Here is a 19,058-nt window from a genome sequence, read left to right on the forward strand (position 1 = left end):
CGATCAGACGATCGATGGCCGGAATCTTTTCTCAGCGGGCGACCGAACCCCTGTCCGCTTCCTTGACGCTCTTGTCCGCATCCCGGGGGAGCATGCCCTTATCGGCCTCTTTGCGAAGTTCATCCGCGAGAACCGTCGCCTGATTGCCGACGAAGATCTTCATGTGAGGCGGCAAGACGGCCCAAACGACCGCGAAGATGAACACCGAACCGACCATGCCGTAGGCGATACCTTCCATGATTCCCAACCATCCGAGCAACAGCGGAATGCTGCTCACGATCAAGCCGATGAAAGAACTTTCCGTCAGGAAGTAGACCGAGAAAAAGGTAACGACGGCCAGAGCGACGGGCTTGATAAAACGGACGACATAACGGTCCATGGCATTTTCCTTCGGGTGTGACGACCATCGGCAGCGATGGAATAATTGAGAATTGCGCTCCACCGACCGTCGTGATCTTCTCGCAATGAAAACCGACGATATATTGCATATACCGGATGTGCTATTATCCCACCGAGTCGTAACAACTTGATGAATAGCTGATACTCGGCGCCTGATCATGAGTCTAGCAATCATCCTGCCATTTTGGTCGGGCCAAAATTTTGGTGGACGAATATGGAGAGGCCGCATGTGGCCCATTGCGGTCGCTCTAATGTCATGTGGGTGGTCTAAATATCCCGGCGATCTCCATACTTTCAGGAAGACCACGCCATGGACGGCACCCGCGCCGGAACACGCCCTTTCGACATCGAGGCCATCCGTCGGGAAATGGCCGATGATTTCGATGAAGAGCTGGAGATGGAACTCGAGGACGAGCGTCTTGAGCAGCTCGCCAGCGAGATCGGCACGAAAGCGCGGCCGGCGACGATGGATCGCAAGGTGTATTTTCGCGAGCTGTTCCGGCTGCAGCACGAGCTGGTCCGGCTGCAGGACTGGGTCCAGGCGCAGAAGCTACGAGTGGTCGTGATCTTCGAGGGTCGCGATTCCGCCGGCAAGGGCGGCGCGATCAAGCGGATCACCCAGCGTCTCAACCCGCGGGTCTGTCGGGTCGCCGCGCTTCCGGCTCCGAACGAGCGCGAGCGCACGCAATGGTACTTCCAGCGCTATGCCGCGCATCTGCCGGCCGGCGGCGAGATCGTCCTGTTCGACCGCTCCTGGTACAACCGGGCCGGTGTCGAGCGGGTGATGGGCTTCTGCACGCCGGAGCAGTACGAGGAGTTCTTTCAATCCGCCCCGGAATTCGAGCGCATGCTGGTGCGCTCGGGCATCATCGTGCTCAAATATTGGTTCTCGATCACCGACGAGGAGCAGGAGATGCGCTTCAACATGCGCATCCACGACCCCCTGAAACAGTGGAAGCTCTCGCCCATGGACGTGGAATCCCGCCGACGCTGGGAGGATTACACGAAGGCGAAGGAAGTGATGCTCGCCCGCACCCATATCCCAGAGGCGCCCTGGTGGGTGGTCGAGGCCGTGGACAAGAAGAGGGCCCGCCTCAACTGCATCAGCCATCTCCTGACGCAGATCCCCTACGGCGACGTGGAGCACCCGCCGGTGCATCTGCCCGAGCGCATGCGCCACGAGGATTATGCGCGCCAGCCGGTGGCGCCGGAGATGTTCGTCCCCGCCCTGTTCTGACCGGATGGGGTGAATCGTCGGCCGGACCCGCGCAAAGTTTCCCGCCGTGGCCGCGGTTGCCCAAAGCGGCCCGTATCGGCAAAACCCGTTGTCGAACGGGCCGATCCCCGGCTGGTCGGACAATGGGACCCCGCATGAACGCCACCGACGAGATCCTGTTCGACACCGACGATGCCGGTGTCGCCCGCATCGTTCTCAACCGGCCGCAGGCGCGCAACGCGCTGACTTTCGCGATGTATCAGGGCCTCATCGACCTGTGCGGGACGATCGAGGCGGACGAGCGGATCAAGGTCGTCGTCATCACCGGCGCCGGTGAGAAAGCCTTCGCCGCCGGCACCGACATCGCCCAATTCCGCGGCTTCTCCGGCGCCGAGGATGCCCTCGGCTACGAGCGCTTCATGGACAGGGTGCTCAGCGCGCTGGAACGCCTGCGCGTGCCCGTCATCGCCGCCATCGCCGGGGCCTGCACGGGCGGCGGGGCCGCCATCGCCGCCTCCTGCGACCTGCGCATCGCCACCCGCGATGCCCGGTTCGGATTCCCCATCGCGCGGACGCTGGGCAATTGCCTGTCGATGTCCAACCTCCGGCGCCTGTCCGGCCTCATCGGTCCGGCTCGGGTGAAGGACATGATCTTCACGGCCCGTCTGTTCGGCGCGGAGGAGGCGCTGGCGGCCGGCCTCGTCGGTGAAGTGGTGGAGGATGCCGCCGCCCTGCACGCCAGGGCCTCGGAGCTCGCGACCCTGATCGCCGGCCACGCTCCGCTGACCCTGCGCGCCACCAAGGAAGGTCTGCGCCGGCTCGCGGCCGAAGAGGACAGCGTGGATGAGCGTCCGGACGACGACCTCATCCTGCTCTGCTACACCAGCGCCGATTTCCGCGAGGGCATGGAGGCGTTCCTCGCCAAGCGCCCGCCGAACTGGACCGGCCGGTAAGGCGCTTTTCCAGATAAGGCGCTCTTCGAAGCGCTCCGCCCCGGTGCGGATGTGGGCAGCACGACACACCGGGTCGGGAAAGCGACCCGTCGCCTTGCTCCCTCGGCCCGGTTGCAGCCCTGTCATGTTCTTCATGATAGGGGTCGAGGAGGGGAAAGCTCGCCCTGGAACACGCTTTTTCCGAGGGATGATGCGCCGCTCGTTTCGTCTCGCGACCGCCGCCGCCGCGCTGATAATGGGCTTTGCCGTTACGCGAGCCCATGCCCAGACCGCGGCGGAGGACACGGCGCGGCGTGCGCGCCTGGCGCTCGAGGGGCTCGACATCGGATCGGCGCGCGGCGCCGGCGGCGATCCGCAGACCTCGGTGGCGCAGTCGGTGACCTCGGCCAAGCCTTCGGCCAACCTCAACACCTCGATCCAGGATTCGCTCGGACCCTATGGCGACCCCTACGGTGTGCGCTCGTTCCTGAAGACGAAGGGCATCGAGTACAGCCTCACCTATATCGGCGAGAGCTTCGGCAACGCGACCGGCGGGGCGCGGCGCGGCGCGATCTACGAGGGCCGCCTCGACGTCCAGTTCGATGCCGATCTCGACACGCTGCTCGGCTGGCAGGGGGCGGCCTTCCACACCAACCTCTACCTCATCCACGGCACCGGCCTGTCGCGCTACTACGTCAACAACTTCATCACGGTGAGCGCCATCGAAGCGCTGCCGTCCTCGCGGCTCTACGAACTCTGGATCGAGCAGAAGCTCTTCGACGGGCAGTTCGGGCTCAAGGTCGGGCAGATCGCCGCCGATACCGAATTCGCGGTGAGCCAGACCGGCACGCTGTTCATCAACTCCACCTTCGGCTGGCCCAACATCATGGCCGAGGTGCTGCCGAGCGGCGGTCCGATCTATCCGCTGGCGGTGCCGGCGATCCGGGCGAAATACGTGCCGAACCAGAATTTCTCGCTGCAGGTCGGCATCTTCGACGGCGATCCGGCCGGGCCGAACCCGAGCGATCTCGATCCGCAGCGTCGCAACCGCACCGGCACGAATTTCCGCACCGGCGATCCCGCCCTGGTCATCGCCGAGGCCGCCTACGCGTACAATATCGCGCAGGGCGATGTCGGCGATCCGGGCACGGTGACCCTGGGCGGCTGGCACCATTTCGGCCGGTTCAACAGCCAGCGCTTCGACAATGCCGGTCGCTCGCTGGCCGATCCGTCCACCACCGGAATCGCCCGGCGCTTTCGCGGCGATAGCGGCCTCTACGGCATCATCGACCAGACCATCTACCGCGAGCCCGATGACCCGAACGACGGCGCCAGCGTGTTCGTGCGCCTCTCCGGATCACCGTCCGACCGCAACATCGTCGATTTCTACACCGATGCGGGCATCGCCTATAAGGGCCTGTTCAAGGGGCGGTCCGACGATACGATCGGCATCGCCTTCGCGCTCGCCCGCATCTCGGACAGCGCGCGTGGATTCGACACCGATACGATCCTCCTCGGCGGCGGCAGCGGACCCCGGCGTAGCAGCGAGGCGGTGGTCGAGGCGACCTACCAGGCCGTGCTCGGGCCCGGCGTGACGGTGCAGCCCGACATCCAGTACATCTTCCGCCCGAGCGGCGGCGTGCCCAACCCGCGCGTTCCCGACGGTGCCCGGATCAAGAACGCCGCCGTGTTCGGTTTGCGGGCGACGGTCCGGTATTGAGAGGCCGACATCGGCATCCCATCGCGAGGCGGCAATCCAGGCCCGGTCATGGCTCCAGACTGCCGCGATAGGCGACGATCAGACCGATGAGCGGCACCTGGATGGTGATGTCGAACGAGAACCGTCCGTCCGTCTCGGTCTCGAACGACGCGCCCGACGGCAGCAGGCGCCCGGGCATGGGAATGCCCAGGACCGACCACCGCCGTGGGACGAAGAACAGACGCTGCCGATCCCGGACCAGGGCGAGAGAGACGCGTACGATCCCGAACCGCTCGACGAGAAGATAGTGATCCCGTCCCGCTCCGGCGGACTGGACCGAGGTGAAGACCTTTCCTCCGAAATCCCGAATCCACCGCTCGCCTCCCCGCTCCGGCACGAACGTCACGGTGACGGGCACGTCGGCGGTCGCGTCGGGAAATCCCATCGCCACTCCGATGATCCGCGCCAGAAACCCGGTTCCCCGTTCTACCCGCGCCGAGCCCCGCCAGCGGCGCGTCTCGAACGCGTCATGCAGTTCCCTGACCCGTGGCGGCAGCGCATCGAAGGCCGAGCCGAGAATCCGACGGTAGAGCGAGCCATCACGATCGTCCTCGCGGAAGCCCGACACGGTGGCACGATCGCGGAACAGCGCGTCGTCATCGCTCCATCGGTGCGGCGGCGGCGTCGCGGCTCCTGCGCGATCCGGTCGGCTCACAGGATGCGGTCCCTGTAGTGCGGCGGAGCCATCCAGCAGGTTTCTCGCTCGCCGAACACGCGATAGCGGTTGCGCGCGATCCAGCGGTAGACGGGATCGCGCATCGCGGCGGGGATGATCCTCAGGATCGCGGCCAGCCTCCAGGGAAAGCCGAGCTTCTCGTAGATGCTGAGCACGGCGTCGCTGTCCCGGCGCGCGCGACCCCCTTCGACGACGAGCATGCTGACCGGATCGTCCGGATCCATGCCGTGCTGGCGATAGAGCATCTGTCCGACCTCGCTCTGCATGGAGGCCAGACGAAACACCGCGTGCCTGTCGCGTTCCAGGACGAACCGGGCATTGGCCGAGCACAGCACGCATTCGGCATCGAACAGGATGACCGGACCGTTGAACGTGTCGTTGGCCTGCGGCGTCGCTCTCATGTGCTCACTTGCTCACGCGCTCGCCTGGCTGACGAACTTCGTCGTCAGGTAGGCCTCGATCGCTTCCGAGCCGCCTTCGCTGCCGTAGCCGGAATCCTTGACGCCGCCGAAGGGGGTCTCGGGAAAGGCGAGGCCGTGGTGGTTGATGCCGAGCATGCCGCTCTCGACGCGGGCGGCGATCTCCGTCGCGCGGGAGGCCGATCGGGTATAGGCGTAGGCGGCCAGACCATAGGGAAGGCGGTTCGCCTCGGCGAAGGCGGCCTCGTCGTCTGAGAAGCGCTGGACCAGGGCGACGGGGCCGAACGGCTCCTCGTTCATGATCCGCGCCGTGAGAGGCGTCTCGGCGAGCACGGTCGGTTCGAAGAAATTGCCGCGGTTGCCGATGCGCTTGCCGCCGGTGCGCAGCTCGGCCCCCTGCGCCACGGCATCGGCCACCAGGGATTCCATCGCCTCGCGCCGGCGGGCATGGATCAGCGGCCCCATCGTGGTCTCGGGGTCGAGCCCGTCGCCGACCTTGATGCTTCGCGCATGGGCCACGAACCCGTCGACGAAGCGGTCGTAGACGGAATCGTGGATGAGGAAGCGGGTCGGCGCGACGCAGACCTGGCCGGCATTGCGGAACTTGTTGGCGCCGAGGATCGAGACGGCCTTCTCCACATCCGCGTCGGCGAAGATCAGGGCCGGGGCGTGCCCACCGAGTTCCATGGTGACGCGCTTCATGTGGCGCCCGGCCAGTGCCGCGAGCTCCTTGCCCACCACGGTCGAGCCGGTGAACGAGATCTTGGCGACGACCGGATGGGGGATGAGGTAGGCCGAGATCTCGGCCGGATCGCCGAAGACGAGGGATAGGACGTCTCCCGGTACGCCGGCATCGAGGAAGGCGCGGACGAGGGCGGCGCAACTGGCCGGCGTGTCCTCGGGGCCCTTCAGGATGACCGGGCAGCCGGTGCAGAGGGCCGCCGAGAGCTTGCGGACGGCCTGGTTGATCGGGAAGTTCCAGGGCGTGAAGGCGGCGACGACCCCCACCGGCTCGCGCAGGACCATCTGGGTCACGCCCGAGAACCGTGCCGGGATGATGCGGCCGTAGGCGCGCTTCCCTTCCTCCGAGAACCAGTCGATGACGTCGGCGGCGGCCAGCGTCTCCATCCGCGCTTCGGCCAGCGGCTTGCCCTGTTCCAGCGTCATCGTCCGGGCGATGTCCTCGACGCGGGCGCGCAGGAGGTCGGCGGCCCGGCGCATGATCTTGGCGCGCTCGAACGGCGCCACCTTGCGCCATTCCGCGAGGCCGCGCCGGGCGGCCTCCAGAGCGCGATCGAGATCACCCTTGGTCGCCACCGCGACGGTGCCGATCGTGTCGCCGGTGGCGGGGTTGAGGACGGGAATCGTTCGTGCATCGGAACCGGGCGTCCAGGTCCCGGCGATGTGAAGGGTCACGTCCGGATAGGTCATCGGCGGCTCACGCTGTTCAAGGAGCGTGGGTTTTCCGCCCTTCGCGTAACGGCCGCAACCCTCGTGGCCGCAATTCAGGCCCGCCGTCTCACGCGGCGATGCGAACCCTCGCCTCGTCGGCGCCCTTCACCGTCACCGTGCCGCCGCGCGTCGCCTGGAGCGTGCCGCCACGGGGAATCACGATCCAGCCATCCTTGCAATCGTCTATGGGCTCGGAGACCACCACGAGGCCGCTCTCGGTCTGGCGGTAATACAGGCTCGGCGGGCGGCCGTCGCAGGCCCAGCGAAAGGCCGTCAGCGTCTCGCCATCCGTGACGACGGAGGTGAAGCGCAGGGGCTCGGTGATGCCGGCGGCCTGCATCAGGTCGCGCACGGTGACAAGGGTCTCGGCCATGGCGCCGACCGGGTCCTCGGCGAGGCCGTTGGCCAGCGCCAACAGGAAGATCGCCTCGGAATCGGTGGTGCCCCGCCGTGCCTCGTAGAGCGAATCGGGTATCAGCGCCTCGATCCGGCGCTTGATGCGGTGATAGCCGCCGATCTGGCCGTTATGCATGAACAGGTGCCGCCCATGGGCGAAGGGGTGGCAGTTCGCCCGCGTGGTGGCCGTGCCGGTGGACGCGCGGACATGGGCGAAGAACATCCGCGCACGAACCTGCTGGCAGAGATTGACGAGGTTCTCGTCCGACCAAGCCGGGCAGACGTCGCGATACTGGCCGGGATCGGCGCGCTCGCCGTACCAGCCGATGCCGAAACCGTCGCCATTGGTCTCGGTCTTCGCCTCCGTGGCGTGAAGCGACTGATGCACCAGCGAGTGCGTCGGTGCGCAGACGAGATCGGTCAGGAAGACCGGATCACCGCTATAGGCGAGAAAGCGGCACATGACTGAGCAACGACCCCCTCTGTCGGCAACCATCCCCGGACCGGGAAACAGAAACCGTTCCACACTTCTGCTCGATGGTCTTCGAACTGTAACATTCGTTCTTTTGCAGTGAACAGTTCGTTAATGCAGCGCAGCATGCCTGAACCTTGTGCGTCTGCGCAGGCAATGCGCAAATACGCTCCGTTCCATGCAGGCCGACCTCACGCATCCCGAGTGCCTTCCGGGTCCTAGCGGGTCACATAGCCCGTTTTGCGGCGGTTCCACCGATTTCGTTGCGGGACGCGCATGGCCGCTGTCGCGGATGAAACTCTTGCCGATAGCCGTCAGTCGGCGCAGCCTTTCGCACACACGAATCATTAACTCGGGGCCCGGTGCCCGCATGGCCGTCATCACGCCGGCCCTCATTTCCAGAAGGAGACCTCATGGATCGCGACATCCTCACCGCAGCCGATACCGCCTTGCCGGCTCAGATCGATGGCCTTTTCGCTCTCGTGGTCGAGGACGATGCAGCGGTCCGCAACCTCGCCACCGCCATCCTGGAGGAGACGGATCTCGACGTCATCGCCTGTGACAGCGCGGAGGCGGCCATCGGCGTGCTGGAGCGCAAGGGCATGAACGTGGCACTGCTGTTCGCCGACGTCCGCCTCGGCGGCCCGATGGACGGGATCGCCCTGGCCCGGACGGTGGAGCGCCGCTGGCCCGACGTGCGGATGGTCCTGACCTCGGGCTACGACGAGCGCAGCACCGGTCGCCTGCCCGAACAGGTGGTCTACATGCAGAAGCCGTGGCGCGCCCTCGACGTCCTGGTGGAAGCCGGACACGCCTCGGCCGCCGCAGGAGCCGCTGCCGCCTGAGCGACCAACGAAACAACGCCCGCGCCGCTTAGGCGGCCAGGCGTCGTGTCGGCTTGGAAGTCGTGTCGGCTTGGAAAAGGAACACGACGATCGGCGCGAGGCCGACCGTCGAAACCCGTCTTACGAAGCGGTGTTGGTCGAGGGAGCGGCGCTCGGAGCGAACGGCGAACCACCGGGACGACGCGGCGCACCGGCACCGAAACGGGGCTTCGGCTTCGGAGCGGCGATCAGACCCTCGCGGATGGCGGTCTTGCGAGCCTGCTTGCGAGCGCGGCGCACGGCTTCAGCCTTCTCGCGTGCCTTGCGCACGGAGGGCTTCTCGTAGGCCTTGCGCTGCTTCATCTCGCGGAAGATGCCTTCACGCTGCATCTTCTTCTTCAGAACGCGGAGTGCCTGGTCGACGTTGTTGTCGCGAACGAGTACCTGCAACGGAATTGATCCTTTAGAGACGTATGTTTGTCGGACGGCGCCCTCTCCGAACGCCCCCGCCTGTCCGACGAGGGCAAACCGCCAATAGCCCCATACCCTGGATCGCTCCAGGGAGGGACCTTTCACCTGACGGTCTCGAATCGACGCTGAAAACTCACTTGGGGCAGGCTCATACACCAAGCGGGTACGAGTTCCAACCGCTGTCGGCTAAATCATCGCGCCAATCGCCGAGCCCGAAACGGGGTCATCGCGTTCGAGCGACGCGCCTCTGCCGAAGCGCCGGTGCCGCCTCACGCGGGAGCGACCTCAAGAACGAGGCACCTCACGCATGGGATTGAATGAAGTTGCGCACGAGCGGGTAGGTCTGGCCCTCCCACTTGCGGCCGGTGAAGACGCCGTAATGACCGACGCCCGCCTGGAGGTGGTGACTCTTCATGTGCGGCGCGAGGCCGGTACACAGGTCGTGCGCCGCCATGGTCTGGCCCACGGCGCAGATGTCGTCGCGCTCGCCCTCCACGGTCATCAGCGCGGTCCGGCGGATGGAACGCATGTCGATGGGGTTGCCGCGATAGGTCAGCTCGTTCTTGGCGAGGGTGTAGTCCTGGAACACCGTCTGCACGGTCTCGAGATAGAATTCGGCCGCGAGGTCGAGGACGGCGAAATACTCGTCGTAGAAGGTCTCGATCTGGTTGGCCTTCTCGGTCTCGCCGTTGGCGAAATGCCAGAACAGGTCGGCATGGCTCTGCTGGTGCCGCTTGGCGTTCATCGAGATGAAGGCCGAGACCTGCATGAAGCCCGGATACACCTTCCGTCCCGCACCGGCATGGCGCTGGGGCACGGTGGCGATGAGATTCTTCTCGAACCACGACATCGGCTTCGAGGTGGCGAGCTTGTTCACCGCGGTCGGGCTGATGCGGCAATCCACCGGCCCGGCCATCAGCGTCATGCTGCGCGGGTGCGCGATGTCCTTCGACTGGGCCATGACGGCGGCGGCGGCGAGCGCCTGGACCGCCGGCTGGCAGACGGCCACCACGTGCGACCCCTCGCCCATCACGCCGAGAAACGTCACCAGATGGTCGACGTAATCGTCGAACCCGAACGGACCGTCGGCGAGAGGGACGTCGCGGGCGTTGTGCCAGTCGGTGATGTAGACGTCGTGGTCGGCGAGGAGAGTGCGGACCGTGCCGCGCAGCAGCGTGGCGAAATGGCCCGAGAGCGGTGCCACGACGAGCACCTTCGGCTGCTCGGAATCGATGTCCTTCCTGAAGCGCAGCAGCGTGCCGAACGGGGTCGCGTAGGCCGTCTCCTCGATGACGGGAACCTCGCGGTTGCCGACCTGGACGCTGTCGATGCCGAAAGCCGGACGGGCGAAGGTCAGGCCTGCGCGCATCATCATCTTGGCGCCGGCCGACCACCAGTTCATCGGCGCCGCGTTTCTCGACCCGACCCAGGGGGACACGGCATCATGGACGAGCTTGCCCCAGGAGCGGGTGCGCTCGGCGAGGTCGGACTGCACTTCAAAGGCATCATAGAGCATGAAGCTCGAACTCCTGCGCGAACGATCAGATAGCGAGCCATTCGCTTTGATGTGCACGTCGATCCGGGATCGCTCCCGAACAGCCGCTCACAGCCCGATAGGCTGGGCCACGGTTGCGCGCAACGCAATCGCCGAAAAGTACGATCAATAATAAATGTTGTGAGAATGCCTCACTGTTCCATCCCCGCGACAGGGAAGGATTATCTCTATCGGTGAATGACGTTCCGGCGCGGCACGAGACTTGGATGCCCCTGGAAGTTCCTCGGGCAGAACTTCTATGATCGCCCGGGAACAGGAAGACAGGGGATGGACATGCCAGTCGCCACGCTCACGATTTCGAGCCGGAACTACTCGTCCTGGTCGCTCAGAGGATGGCTGGTCTGCCGCATGGCCGGACTCGATTTCGAGATCGAAGTCTTGTCGGGTGACGATGCATCCACGCGGGCCGAGTTGCTGCATCTGTCGCCGTCTTTTCTGGTGCCGCGTCTCGTCCACGGCGAGATCGAGGTGTGGGATACCCTGGCGCTCGCCCAGTATCTCAACGAGACGTATCCCGACGCCGGGTTCCTGCCGAAGGACCCCGTGGCCCGGGCGCGGTGCCGCTCGATCTCCGGCGAGATGCATGGCGGCTTCATCAATCTGCGCTCGGCCTTGCCGATGAACCTCAAGGCCCGCCACACCGATTTCAAGATCTTCAACGGTGCCAAGGGCGATATCGAGCGGGTCATCACGATCGTCGAGGATTGCCTGTCCCGCTACGACGGTCCGTTCCTGTTCGGCGAGCGCCCCAGTCTCGCGGACGCGATGTTCGCCCCGGTCTGCACCCGGTTCCAGACCTACGATGTCTGGCTGCCGCGCAAGGTCGCCGCCTATCGCGACACCATCCTCGCCTGGCCTCTCATGGTGGAATGGACCGAGGCGGCGGCAGCCGAGCCGGATGAGATCGAAGAACTCGACATGGAGTTCTGAGGGGCCGCGCCTCGCCGGCGCAAAGGCTCCGACGCGTCGCGGCATCTCGGAATGCCCGCCGGATCGGGTTTCGCTGACGCTCCGCCCATCCGGGAGAGGGCGTGCGCAACCCGCCTGAAGGATGCTCGTCAGGTATTGAAGTCGAACAGCAGGGCGCTGGCGCTGGCGCTCGACGCCGTGGTCCCGGAGGCGGCGTAGCCCGACGCGCTGGTCTGAGAGGCCTGCAGCGACTTCATGAAGCTGTCGAGAAGGTCGCTGACGCTGGTCGAGGAATCCGTCGAGGAGGACGATGTGCTCGTGCCGTCGTCGCCGGACGGAGGCGGGCCGGGCGGGGGGCCTCCGGGGCCGCCGGGGCCGCTGGTTCCGCCCTTGCCCGGCGCATTGGCCTCGAACAGCGACTTCAGCGTCTCGGCCTGATCGCTGGTGAGGCTGCCGCTCGAGACCTGGTCGTCGATCAGGCCGCCGATCTTGTCCTGGATCTGCGACGGGTCGAGGCGGGTGCTCGTGCTGCCGGACGAACTGGAGCTCCCGCTCTTCAGGCTCGAATCGATGGAATCGAGGGCGCTCGAAAGCGCGGTGCCGTCGGTGGCGCTGATGGAGCCCGTCGACACCTCGCTGGCGATGGCCTGCGCGACGGGATTGCCCTTCGGCGGCGGCGGACGCTGGGCCTGGAACAGGGCGGAGGTCTGGGTGGAACTGACGGAAGTCATGGCGCGGTCGCCTCGATCGAATGCCGTCGCGAGGGGCCGTCGACGGAAGCTCAGAAGGCGGTTCTCAGGGTTAAGCGGACCTTTCCCGCGCCCGGCACAAGAGTTTCGCGATGTTTCCGATCTCCCCTCCGAAACATTCGGATGCGAAAATCGTCATGCTGCCGGTGCGGGTGCCTGACGATGCCCCGAGGCGGCTGCCCGTTGCTGTGCCCCTTGAGCGACGGCGAGCGGGAGATCGATGCGGGCCACGAGGCCGCGAGGGAGCTTGTTCGTCAGGGTCAGCCGGCCGCCATGCCCCTCGACGATGGCGAGCACGATCGACAGACCGAGCCCGAAACCGCTGGCCTCGTTGAGGTTCCGGGCCCTGTCGCCGCGCACGAAGGGCTGCACCATGGCATCGCGCTCGGCCTCGGGGATGCCGGGGCCGTCATCCGACACTTCCAACGCCACGCCCTGCTCGGACGGGTGCATCGTCAGCCGCGCGCTGCCGCCGTACTTCACCGCATTGTCGACGAGGTTGACGATGGCCCGCTGGAGATCGTCCGCCCGCCCGCGCACCAGGACGTGCCGCGTCTGTTCCACGAGGACGTCGGCGCCGATATCGACGAACCCGTCGCAGACGGTCTGGACCAGGGAGGCGAGGTCGACGAGCGTCTGCGCGCCACCGGCCTGACCATCGCGGACGAAGGACAGGGCGGCTTCCACCAGCCCGTTCATCTGGTCGAGGTCGCGCAGCGTCATGGTGCGGGCGTGGTCGTCCTCGATGAATTCGGCCCGCAAGCGCAGGCGGGTGATCGGGGTGCGCAGATCGTGGCTGATCGCCGCCAGCATCTGGGTCCGGTCGTCGATCAGGCGGCGAACGCGCCCGCGCATGGTGTCGAGGGCGCGGGAGACGGCCATCACCTCCTTCGGCCCGTTCTGGGGCAAGGCCACGAGGTTCATGCCGGTGCCGAACGCGTCGGCGGCCTCGGCGAGCTGCGCCAGCGGCGCGGTCAGGGCCCGCGTCGCCCAGATCGACATGAGCGACAGCGTTATTCCGAGCAGGACGAAGGTGAAGACGATGGGGACGGCGCCGAAGGGGGGGCGGTCGTCGTCCGGCAGCGTCGCGCGCAGGCTCGCGCCCGCCGGTGTCAGGATGCCGATGCGGATGCTGCTTCCCGCTCCGGGCGCCCGGGGCGGAGGGGACAGATGGGTGATCGTGAGGGGGCGGCCGACCCCTTCGCGCATGCGTTGGACCATGGGATGGTCGTGTCGTCCGTTCCGACCGGGCGAGGCTGCCTGATCGGGCGCGGTCGCCGGCTCGGACATGGCCGGGGCCGGTTCGATCTGCAGGGCGGGCATGCTGCGCGCTGCATCCTGCAACAGGCGCGGCCGATCCTCCGGCGTGGCGGCATCGAGCAGGCGGACGATGGTGGCGAGGCGGGTCGCGGCGACGCCCGGATGGTTCTCCGGATTCCAGGGCTCGCGCAGCAGGAAGAATGCGAGGGTCGCCACCGCATGGGTGACGACGATGGCGGCCACGCTGAGGATCGCGATCTGGCCGGCGATGCTGCGCGGCGGATAACCGACGAGGCGCCGCCAGCGCCCTTTCGCGCGCGTGCTCATGAGCGGGTCACCGCCGGGGTGAACAGGTAGCCGCCCGAGCGGATCGTGCGGATGATCTCCGGATTGCGCGGGTCGGCCTCGATCTTCTGGCGGATCCGGCTGATGAGGACGTCGATGCTGCGCTCGAACGGGCCGGCGGCACGACCTTGCGTCAGGTCGAGCAGCTGGTCGCGCGAGAGCACCCGGCCGGGGCGCAGGCAGAGCACGTGCAGCAGGTCGAATTCCGCGCCGGTGATGGTGATACGGGCGTCGTCCGGGCTGAGGAGCTGGCGCAGCGACACGTCGAGGGTCCAGTCGAGGAAGCGCAGCCGGCGGGCGCCGTCGTCGCCGGCCGCCTCCGCGCCGGCGCCGCGCCTCAGGATCGCGCGGATGCGGGCGAGGAGCTCGCGCGGGTTGAACGGCTTGGCGAGGTAATCGTCCGCGCCGATCTCGAGGCCGACGATCCGGTCGATCTCCTCGGCCTTGGCGGTGAGCATCAGGATCGGGATCGACGAGCCCGCGCGCAGGCGCCGGCACAGGCTCAAACCGTCCTCGCCCGGCAGCATCAGGTCGAGCACGATGAGGTCGACGCGCGCATCGGTCAGCACCTTGTCCATCTCGCGGCCATCGCCCGCCAGGGTGACCCGGCATTCGTTGGCACGGAGATAGCGCGCCACCAGGGCGCTGATCTCGCGGTCGTCCTCGACCACGAGGATGTGGGGCGTGGCGGAGTTCGTCTGCGTCATGTCTCGTCCATCCGGTGGCCGTTTATGACGCCGGAGCGGAGGGATTCGAAGGGGGCCGGGCGGGTCGAATTGTAATCGTCTGTTTCAGGCCGGTATCCGGGATACGTTCGGCAATCGTTGCCGGCGGAAAGTATCGCCCGGTCGTCACGCTACCGCCGACGAAAACCGAAATACCCGCCATCGGCATCGTAAAGCACGTCGAAGCCGTTGAGGAAGCGCAGGCCGGTATTCACGAACGGCTCCGGGCGCCGGGTATTGAGGGTCACCTTGTCCGGCGCGAGCGGAGAATCCTCGCCGACGACGATGTCGTAGGCCGCCGCTGGCGCCGAGCCTTGCCCGGGGAAGGAGAAGCCGAGCCGGGTGCCGGGCAGGAATCGATTCCGCCCATCGTCATCGGCGGCGACGGCGCCGCTCACGCCGTCCTTCGGCAGGGTGAGGTACATGACCGACACGCCCGTATCGACGAGCGCCCGGCCGCAGGCGCCGGGAGCCTGCCCGTCGATCGTGATGCAGACGGGGACGCCCTGCCATTCGCCGGGAATGTCCGGGTGCGGATCGAGTTTCAGAACGCGAAAGTCGCCGCGCGTATTGGCGCCGGTGAGACCGACATGGACACCGTCCCGCGTCACCACGTAGCCGCGGCGGACGGGGCTCCGGCCATCCGGCGCGAGGTTGAGGAGCGGGTTGGTGTCGGGCGTGCTCTGGCTCTGCGCATCGCCCTCCCGCCCGAAGCCGACGCCCATCATCGCGACGTGTTCCGGCATCGTCTGCGGAGAGCAGTCGCGCGCGCCGTCCGTGCACTCGATCCGCGTCACCGCCAGGACGGGGATCGGCGCGGTGGTGACGCTGGCCTCGTCGCGGCCGACGAGGGTGACGGGCAGCGTCACCCAGCGCCCGATCATGATTCGCCCCGAGCTGCTGTAGGTGAGCCGCCCCGGCAGCGACGGCATCGCCTCGAAGCCGGGGATCCGGCTCGCCGAGACGACGATGCCGGTGGAGCCGGTATCCATCAGCACCGGCCGCACCTCTCCGCCGAAGGACAGGCCGAGACGCGGCGAGCGCGTCATGTCGGCACCTTTCTCCGGCGCGTTGAGATAGGACAGAAAGGTGCCCTGATGGAACGCATCATAGCGCGGCCGCTCGGTGGCGGATGCCGGATGCGGAAGAAGGCTCATCACCGCCATCCCGATGGCAAGAGCGGCACGCCGCGAACTCATCGCACGTCTCGGTCCGACAGCGACGCGATGCCCACGATCCTCACTCATCATCCGCCCTTTCGAACCGAGGGTGAAGCGGCGACGGCGCGCTTGCGCCCTCGTCACGACCTTCATCCCTCCCGAGGCTTGTCAGCCAGGCGCTTAAAGGACGCTTACGCAGGCCGGCGCCTCATCCGGTCACGGACGCGGCGACGGCGCGGGCCACCGACGCGATGGCGGCGCTGCGCGCCTCCGGCGAGGCCTTCGCTTCGGTCAGGTAGACCGTCAGGACGAGGGGCGCCCGGCGCGGAGGCCAGATCACGGCGACGTCGTTGGCGGTGTCGTATTCGCCGGACCCGGTCTTGTCGCCGATCCGCCACTCCTTCGGCAGGCCGGCGCGCAGCCGTGCATCGCCGGTGCGGCATCCGACGAGCCAGGCGGTGAGCAGCGCGCGCGAGACGGGCGAGAGCGCATCGCCGAGGACGAGGCGCCGCAGCGTCTCCGCCATGGCGAGCGGCGTGGTGGTGTCGCGCGGATCGCCGGGCACGGCCTCGTTCAGGTCGGGCTCGGTGCGGTCGAGGCGGCTGGTCGCGTCGCCGAAATCACGAAGCTGGGCGGTCAGCCCGGCCGGGCCGCCCATCGTCCCGAGCAGCAGGTTGGCGGCGGTGTTGTCGCTCACCGTGACGGCCGCCTCGCAGAGTTCGGCGAGGGTCATCCCCTCGCCGCCCGCCCTCGGCCCGCTCATGGGCGAGTAGGCCACGACCTCGCCAAGCGTGTAGCGCAGCCGCCGGTCGAGGCTGTCCTCGCCCCGGTCGACCCGCGCCAGCACCGCGCCGGCCGCGAGAACCTTGAACGTGCTGCACATCGGGAAGGGCTCCCCGCCGCGATGCGCCACGGGGGCGCCGCCGCCGGTATCGAGAAGGCCGATTCCGAGCCGCCCGCCGCTCGCCTGCTCGATCCGTGCGAACCGGTCGGCGAGGCCTTCGGAGAACGAGCCCGCGGCGAAGGCGCGGCTTGCCCCGAAGAGCCGGTATCCCGCAGCCCAGGCGGCTGCACCGAGGGTGAGTTCGCGTCGGGTGACCATGCGCGTCCGTGCCTGTCGATGGGATTTCGCGGGAGTAGGGCGATGGCTTTGCGGTCCCATCGTGGCGGGGAAAACACGGCTCTGGCGAACCGGAGCGTGAATTCCTCGTCTCCGGGCCGAGCATTCGGCGAGCCTGCGGATTGCCTCGCACGCCCTCGATTCTTATCTCCTGGTCTCAGGTGCCGGCGCGATGTCCGACGCGGGCCTCGATCTCGGGAGACGGCGATGCAAGGCACGAAGGACGGCACGAAGGACGGCACGGGCCGCGGCTCCAACCGGTTGTTCGACGATTTCGCCCGGTTGATGACCGATGCCGCCGGCGCGGCCCAGGGGGTGAAGCGCGAGGCGGAGACGGTGTTCAAGGCGCAGGTCGAGCGCCTGATCCGCGACATGGACATCGCCTCCCGCGAGGAGGTGGACGTCCTGCGCGACCTCGTCTCGGCGCTCCGCACCCAGAACGACGCTCTCGCCGCCCGCGTTTCCGTGCTGGAGGGCCGGCTCGGCACGCAGGAGCCGCCGCCTCCGCCGTCGACATCGGTGTGATTCGCGCCGGTCGAGTCAGGTCTAAGCTTGTGCACAGGAAGGAACGGTGGAAATCCGCTTTCCTGTTCACCGGTCCGCAGGAGCGCTTTGAAACGCGAGTCCGCCACGGTCTATAGTGAGTGAGGCACTGATTCGCTTCGCCCCCGGACCCGACCTTCGGCCCTTAAGCTTCTCACCGACCAAGCTCTGCCTTGCTTATGCGAGGCTTGAGCTTGCGAATGGTGAATCGTGAGCGGGATTGATCGTCGTTCACCATTATCGGCGCCCCTCACGGGACGCCAACCTGGACCGCTATGACCCAACTCCACATCGAAGGCCTCGACCGGAACGAGCATCCCCTCGACATCGTCGAGCGGCTTGCCTCCCTTCGCGACTGGATCTTCGACAGGGCCGAGACCGACGAAATGTCGGTGGCCGTGGCCGGCCGCTGGTCCGATTACCATGTCGCCTTCACCTGGATCGAGGATGTGGAGGCCCTGCACGTGGCCTCGGCCTTCGACCTGAAGGTGCCGGCCCATCGCCGCACCGAAATTCTCACCCTCATCTCCCTCGTCAACGAGCAGCTCTGGGTCGGCCATTTCGACCTGTGGTCCACCGACAGCGTCGTGATGTTCCGGCACTCGCTGCTGCTCACCGACGGCGCCGCGCCGACGCAGAGCCAGTGCGCGATGATGCTGAAATCCGCCGTGGATGCCTGCGAGCGCTACTATCAGGCATTCCAGTTCGTGCTCTGGGCGGGCAAGTCCGCCCGCGAATCCCTGGATGCGGTCCTGTTCGAGACCGAAGGCGAGGCGTGAGCGGTCCGTCGTCCCGTCCATCCGGCGCATTGCCCGCGTCCCTCACCCTGGTCGGGGCGGGCAAGATGGGCGGCGCGATGCTGGCCGGCTGGCTCGCCAACGGGCTCGATGCCGCCAGAACCTGCGTCGTCGATCCGCAGGCCTCGCCCGAGACGATCCGGCTGTGCGAGATCCACGGCATCGCCCTGAACCCGAGCGACGTCCCAGCGAACGACGCGCTGATCCTCGCGATCAAGCCACAGGGGTTGGAGGGCGCGGCGGGCCTTCTCGATACCCTGATCTCGCCCGATACGCTGGTGGTCTCGATCCTCGCGGGCAAGACCATCGCCGACCTGCGCACCCGCCTGCCATCCGCCCGCGCCATCGTCAGGGCGATGCCGAACCTTCCGGCGAGCATCGGCCGCGGCGTCACCGGCGCGGTGGCGAGCGCCGAGGTGGCGCCCGCTCAGCATGCCCAGGCCGATGCCCTGCTGAAGGGCGTGGGCACCGTGGAGTGGCTCGACGACGAGGCGCTCATCGACGCGCTGACGGCGGTCTCCGGCTCCGGCCCGGCCTATGTCTTCCTTCTCGCCGAAGCCATGGCAGAAGCGGGCGTGGCCGCCGGTCTGCCGGCCGACATGGCCGCTCGGCTCGCCCGCGCCACGGTCGCTGGCGCCGGTGCGCTCCTCTCCACCAGCCCGCACGAGGCGGGACAGCTGCGGCGCGACGTGACCTCGCCCGGCGGCACCACGGCCGTGGCCCTCGCCGTTCTCATGCGCGAGGGCGGCGTGCCGGACCTGATGCGCGAGGCGGTCGAGGCAGCCAAGGTCCGCGCGGGCGAACTCTCCGGCTGAACCGCCCCCTGACGGATCCGCGTGCGCAACCTACATGGTGGGGAAGAGACACGAGGATCGAATG

General features: G+C 67.3%; 20 protein-coding genes. 8 read left to right on the forward strand and 12 right to left on the reverse strand.

What is annotated here, in order from left to right; translation table 11 throughout:
• Positions 1–31: 31 nt before the first annotated feature.
• Positions 32–379 carry a hypothetical protein gene (locus A3OK_RS0119450; protein WP_019906570.1) on the reverse strand — a complete coding sequence of 116 codons (348 nt, stop codon included), beginning with the start codon at positions 377–379 and terminating at the stop codon, positions 32–34.
• A 330-nt stretch (positions 380–709) separates the two neighbouring features.
• Between A3OK_RS0119450 and ppk2 the strand changes: the two genes are divergently transcribed.
• The 3 genes from ppk2 (at position 710) to A3OK_RS0119465 (ending at position 4,267) form a co-directional block, all read left to right on the forward strand.
• The gene (gene ppk2, locus A3OK_RS0119455; RefSeq protein ID WP_019906571.1) at positions 710–1,636 is read left to right on the forward strand and encodes a polyphosphate kinase 2; all 927 of its coding nucleotides are present in this window, start codon (positions 710–712) and stop codon (positions 1,634–1,636) included.
• A 134-nt stretch (positions 1,637–1,770) separates the two neighbouring features.
• A complete protein-coding gene (locus tag A3OK_RS0119460) occupies positions 1,771–2,568 on the forward strand; it encodes an enoyl-CoA hydratase/isomerase family protein (protein ID WP_019906572.1) in 798 nt (265 codons plus the stop codon).
• A gap of 187 nt (positions 2,569–2,755) precedes the next feature.
• Entirely contained in the window at positions 2,756–4,267 is a 1,512-nt protein-coding gene (locus A3OK_RS0119465) for a carbohydrate porin (RefSeq protein ID WP_019906573.1), read from the forward strand.
• A 46-nt stretch (positions 4,268–4,313) separates the two neighbouring features.
• Here A3OK_RS0119465 and A3OK_RS0119470 read toward each other — a convergent pair whose 3' ends face one another.
• From A3OK_RS0119470 to A3OK_RS0119485, 4 genes are all read right to left on the reverse strand, one after another.
• Positions 4,314–4,961, reverse strand: a complete 648-nt coding sequence (locus A3OK_RS0119470) for a DUF4166 domain-containing protein (RefSeq protein ID WP_019906574.1) — start codon at positions 4,959–4,961, stop codon at positions 4,314–4,316.
• On the reverse strand, positions 4,958–5,383 hold the full coding sequence (locus A3OK_RS0119475; RefSeq protein ID WP_019906575.1) for a thiol-disulfide oxidoreductase DCC family protein: 426 nt from the start codon (positions 5,381–5,383) through the stop codon (positions 4,958–4,960). The genes A3OK_RS0119470 and A3OK_RS0119475 overlap by 4 nt, the downstream gene beginning before the upstream one ends.
• Before the next feature lie 12 nt (positions 5,384–5,395).
• Positions 5,396–6,832 carry an NAD-dependent succinate-semialdehyde dehydrogenase gene (locus A3OK_RS0119480; RefSeq protein WP_019906576.1) on the reverse strand — a complete coding sequence of 479 codons (1,437 nt, stop codon included), beginning with the start codon at positions 6,830–6,832 and terminating at the stop codon, positions 5,396–5,398.
• A gap of 88 nt (positions 6,833–6,920) precedes the next feature.
• Complete coding sequence (locus tag A3OK_RS0119485) at positions 6,921–7,712, reverse strand: class II glutamine amidotransferase (RefSeq protein ID WP_019906577.1); 792 nt, start codon at positions 7,710–7,712, stop codon at positions 6,921–6,923.
• 422 nt (positions 7,713–8,134) lie between these two features.
• Here A3OK_RS0119485 and A3OK_RS0119490 point away from each other — a divergent pair, with 422 nt between their 5' ends.
• Positions 8,135–8,566 carry a response regulator gene (locus A3OK_RS0119490; RefSeq protein WP_019906578.1) on the forward strand — a complete coding sequence of 144 codons (432 nt, stop codon included), beginning with the start codon at positions 8,135–8,137 and terminating at the stop codon, positions 8,564–8,566.
• Positions 8,567–8,686: 120 nt separating this feature from the next.
• Here the strand turns inward: A3OK_RS0119490 and rpsU are convergent, their stop codons facing one another.
• A complete protein-coding gene (rpsU, locus tag A3OK_RS0119495; RefSeq protein ID WP_019906579.1) occupies positions 8,687–8,995 on the reverse strand; it encodes a 30S ribosomal protein S21 in 309 nt (102 codons plus the stop codon).
• A 322-nt stretch (positions 8,996–9,317) separates the two neighbouring features.
• A complete protein-coding gene (phaZ, locus tag A3OK_RS0119500; RefSeq protein WP_019906580.1) occupies positions 9,318–10,532 on the reverse strand; it encodes a polyhydroxyalkanoate depolymerase in 1,215 nt (404 codons plus the stop codon).
• A 312-nt stretch (positions 10,533–10,844) separates the two neighbouring features.
• Here phaZ and A3OK_RS0119505 point away from each other — a divergent pair, with 312 nt between their 5' ends.
• A complete protein-coding gene (locus A3OK_RS0119505) occupies positions 10,845–11,501 on the forward strand; it encodes a glutathione S-transferase family protein (protein WP_026597442.1) in 657 nt (218 codons plus the stop codon).
• A gap of 128 nt (positions 11,502–11,629) precedes the next feature.
• Here A3OK_RS0119505 and A3OK_RS0119510 read toward each other — a convergent pair whose 3' ends face one another.
• From A3OK_RS0119510 to bla, 5 genes are all read right to left on the reverse strand, one after another.
• Complete coding sequence (locus A3OK_RS0119510) at positions 11,630–12,211, reverse strand: hypothetical protein (RefSeq protein ID WP_019906582.1); 582 nt, start codon at positions 12,209–12,211, stop codon at positions 11,630–11,632.
• Between the two features lie 153 nt (positions 12,212–12,364).
• Positions 12,365–13,816: an ATP-binding protein gene (locus A3OK_RS0119515; protein WP_019906583.1), complete on the reverse strand. Its 1,452-nt coding sequence runs from the start codon at positions 13,814–13,816 to the stop codon at positions 12,365–12,367.
• Positions 13,813–14,541: a response regulator gene (locus A3OK_RS0119520; protein WP_019906584.1), complete on the reverse strand. Its 729-nt coding sequence runs from the start codon at positions 14,539–14,541 to the stop codon at positions 13,813–13,815. The genes A3OK_RS0119515 and A3OK_RS0119520 overlap by 4 nt, the downstream gene beginning before the upstream one ends.
• Positions 14,542–14,690: 149 nt before the next feature.
• Positions 14,691–15,758 (reverse strand): hypothetical protein, encoded by a 1,068-nt coding sequence (locus A3OK_RS23375; RefSeq protein ID WP_019906585.1) that lies wholly within the window; start codon positions 15,756–15,758, stop codon positions 14,691–14,693.
• Positions 15,759–15,927: 169 nt separating this feature from the next.
• Positions 15,928–16,821, reverse strand: coding sequence for a class A beta-lactamase (bla, locus tag A3OK_RS0119530; RefSeq protein WP_019906586.1), 894 nt, complete (start codon positions 16,819–16,821; stop codon positions 15,928–15,930).
• A 225-nt stretch (positions 16,822–17,046) separates the two neighbouring features.
• On the opposite strand from bla, the gene A3OK_RS0119535 reads away from it, so the two are divergent.
• The 3 genes from A3OK_RS0119535 to proC all read left to right on the forward strand — a co-directional run bounded on the left by A3OK_RS0119535 (position 17,047) and on the right by proC (position 18,994).
• Positions 17,047–17,364, forward strand: a complete 318-nt coding sequence (locus tag A3OK_RS0119535; protein ID WP_019906587.1) for an accessory factor UbiK family protein — start codon at positions 17,047–17,049, stop codon at positions 17,362–17,364.
• Between the two features lie 293 nt (positions 17,365–17,657).
• Positions 17,658–18,161: a YbjN domain-containing protein gene (locus A3OK_RS0119540; RefSeq protein WP_018045511.1), complete on the forward strand. Its 504-nt coding sequence runs from the start codon at positions 17,658–17,660 to the stop codon at positions 18,159–18,161.
• Positions 18,158–18,994, forward strand: a complete 837-nt coding sequence (gene proC, locus A3OK_RS0119545) for a pyrroline-5-carboxylate reductase (protein ID WP_026597444.1) — start codon at positions 18,158–18,160, stop codon at positions 18,992–18,994. Before A3OK_RS0119540 ends, proC begins: the two co-directional genes overlap by 4 nt.
• Positions 18,995–19,058: the final 64 nt, after the last annotated feature.

Source organism: Methylobacterium sp. 77 (assembly GCF_000372825.1).
Lineage (GTDB): Bacteria > Pseudomonadota > Alphaproteobacteria > Rhizobiales > Beijerinckiaceae > Methylobacterium.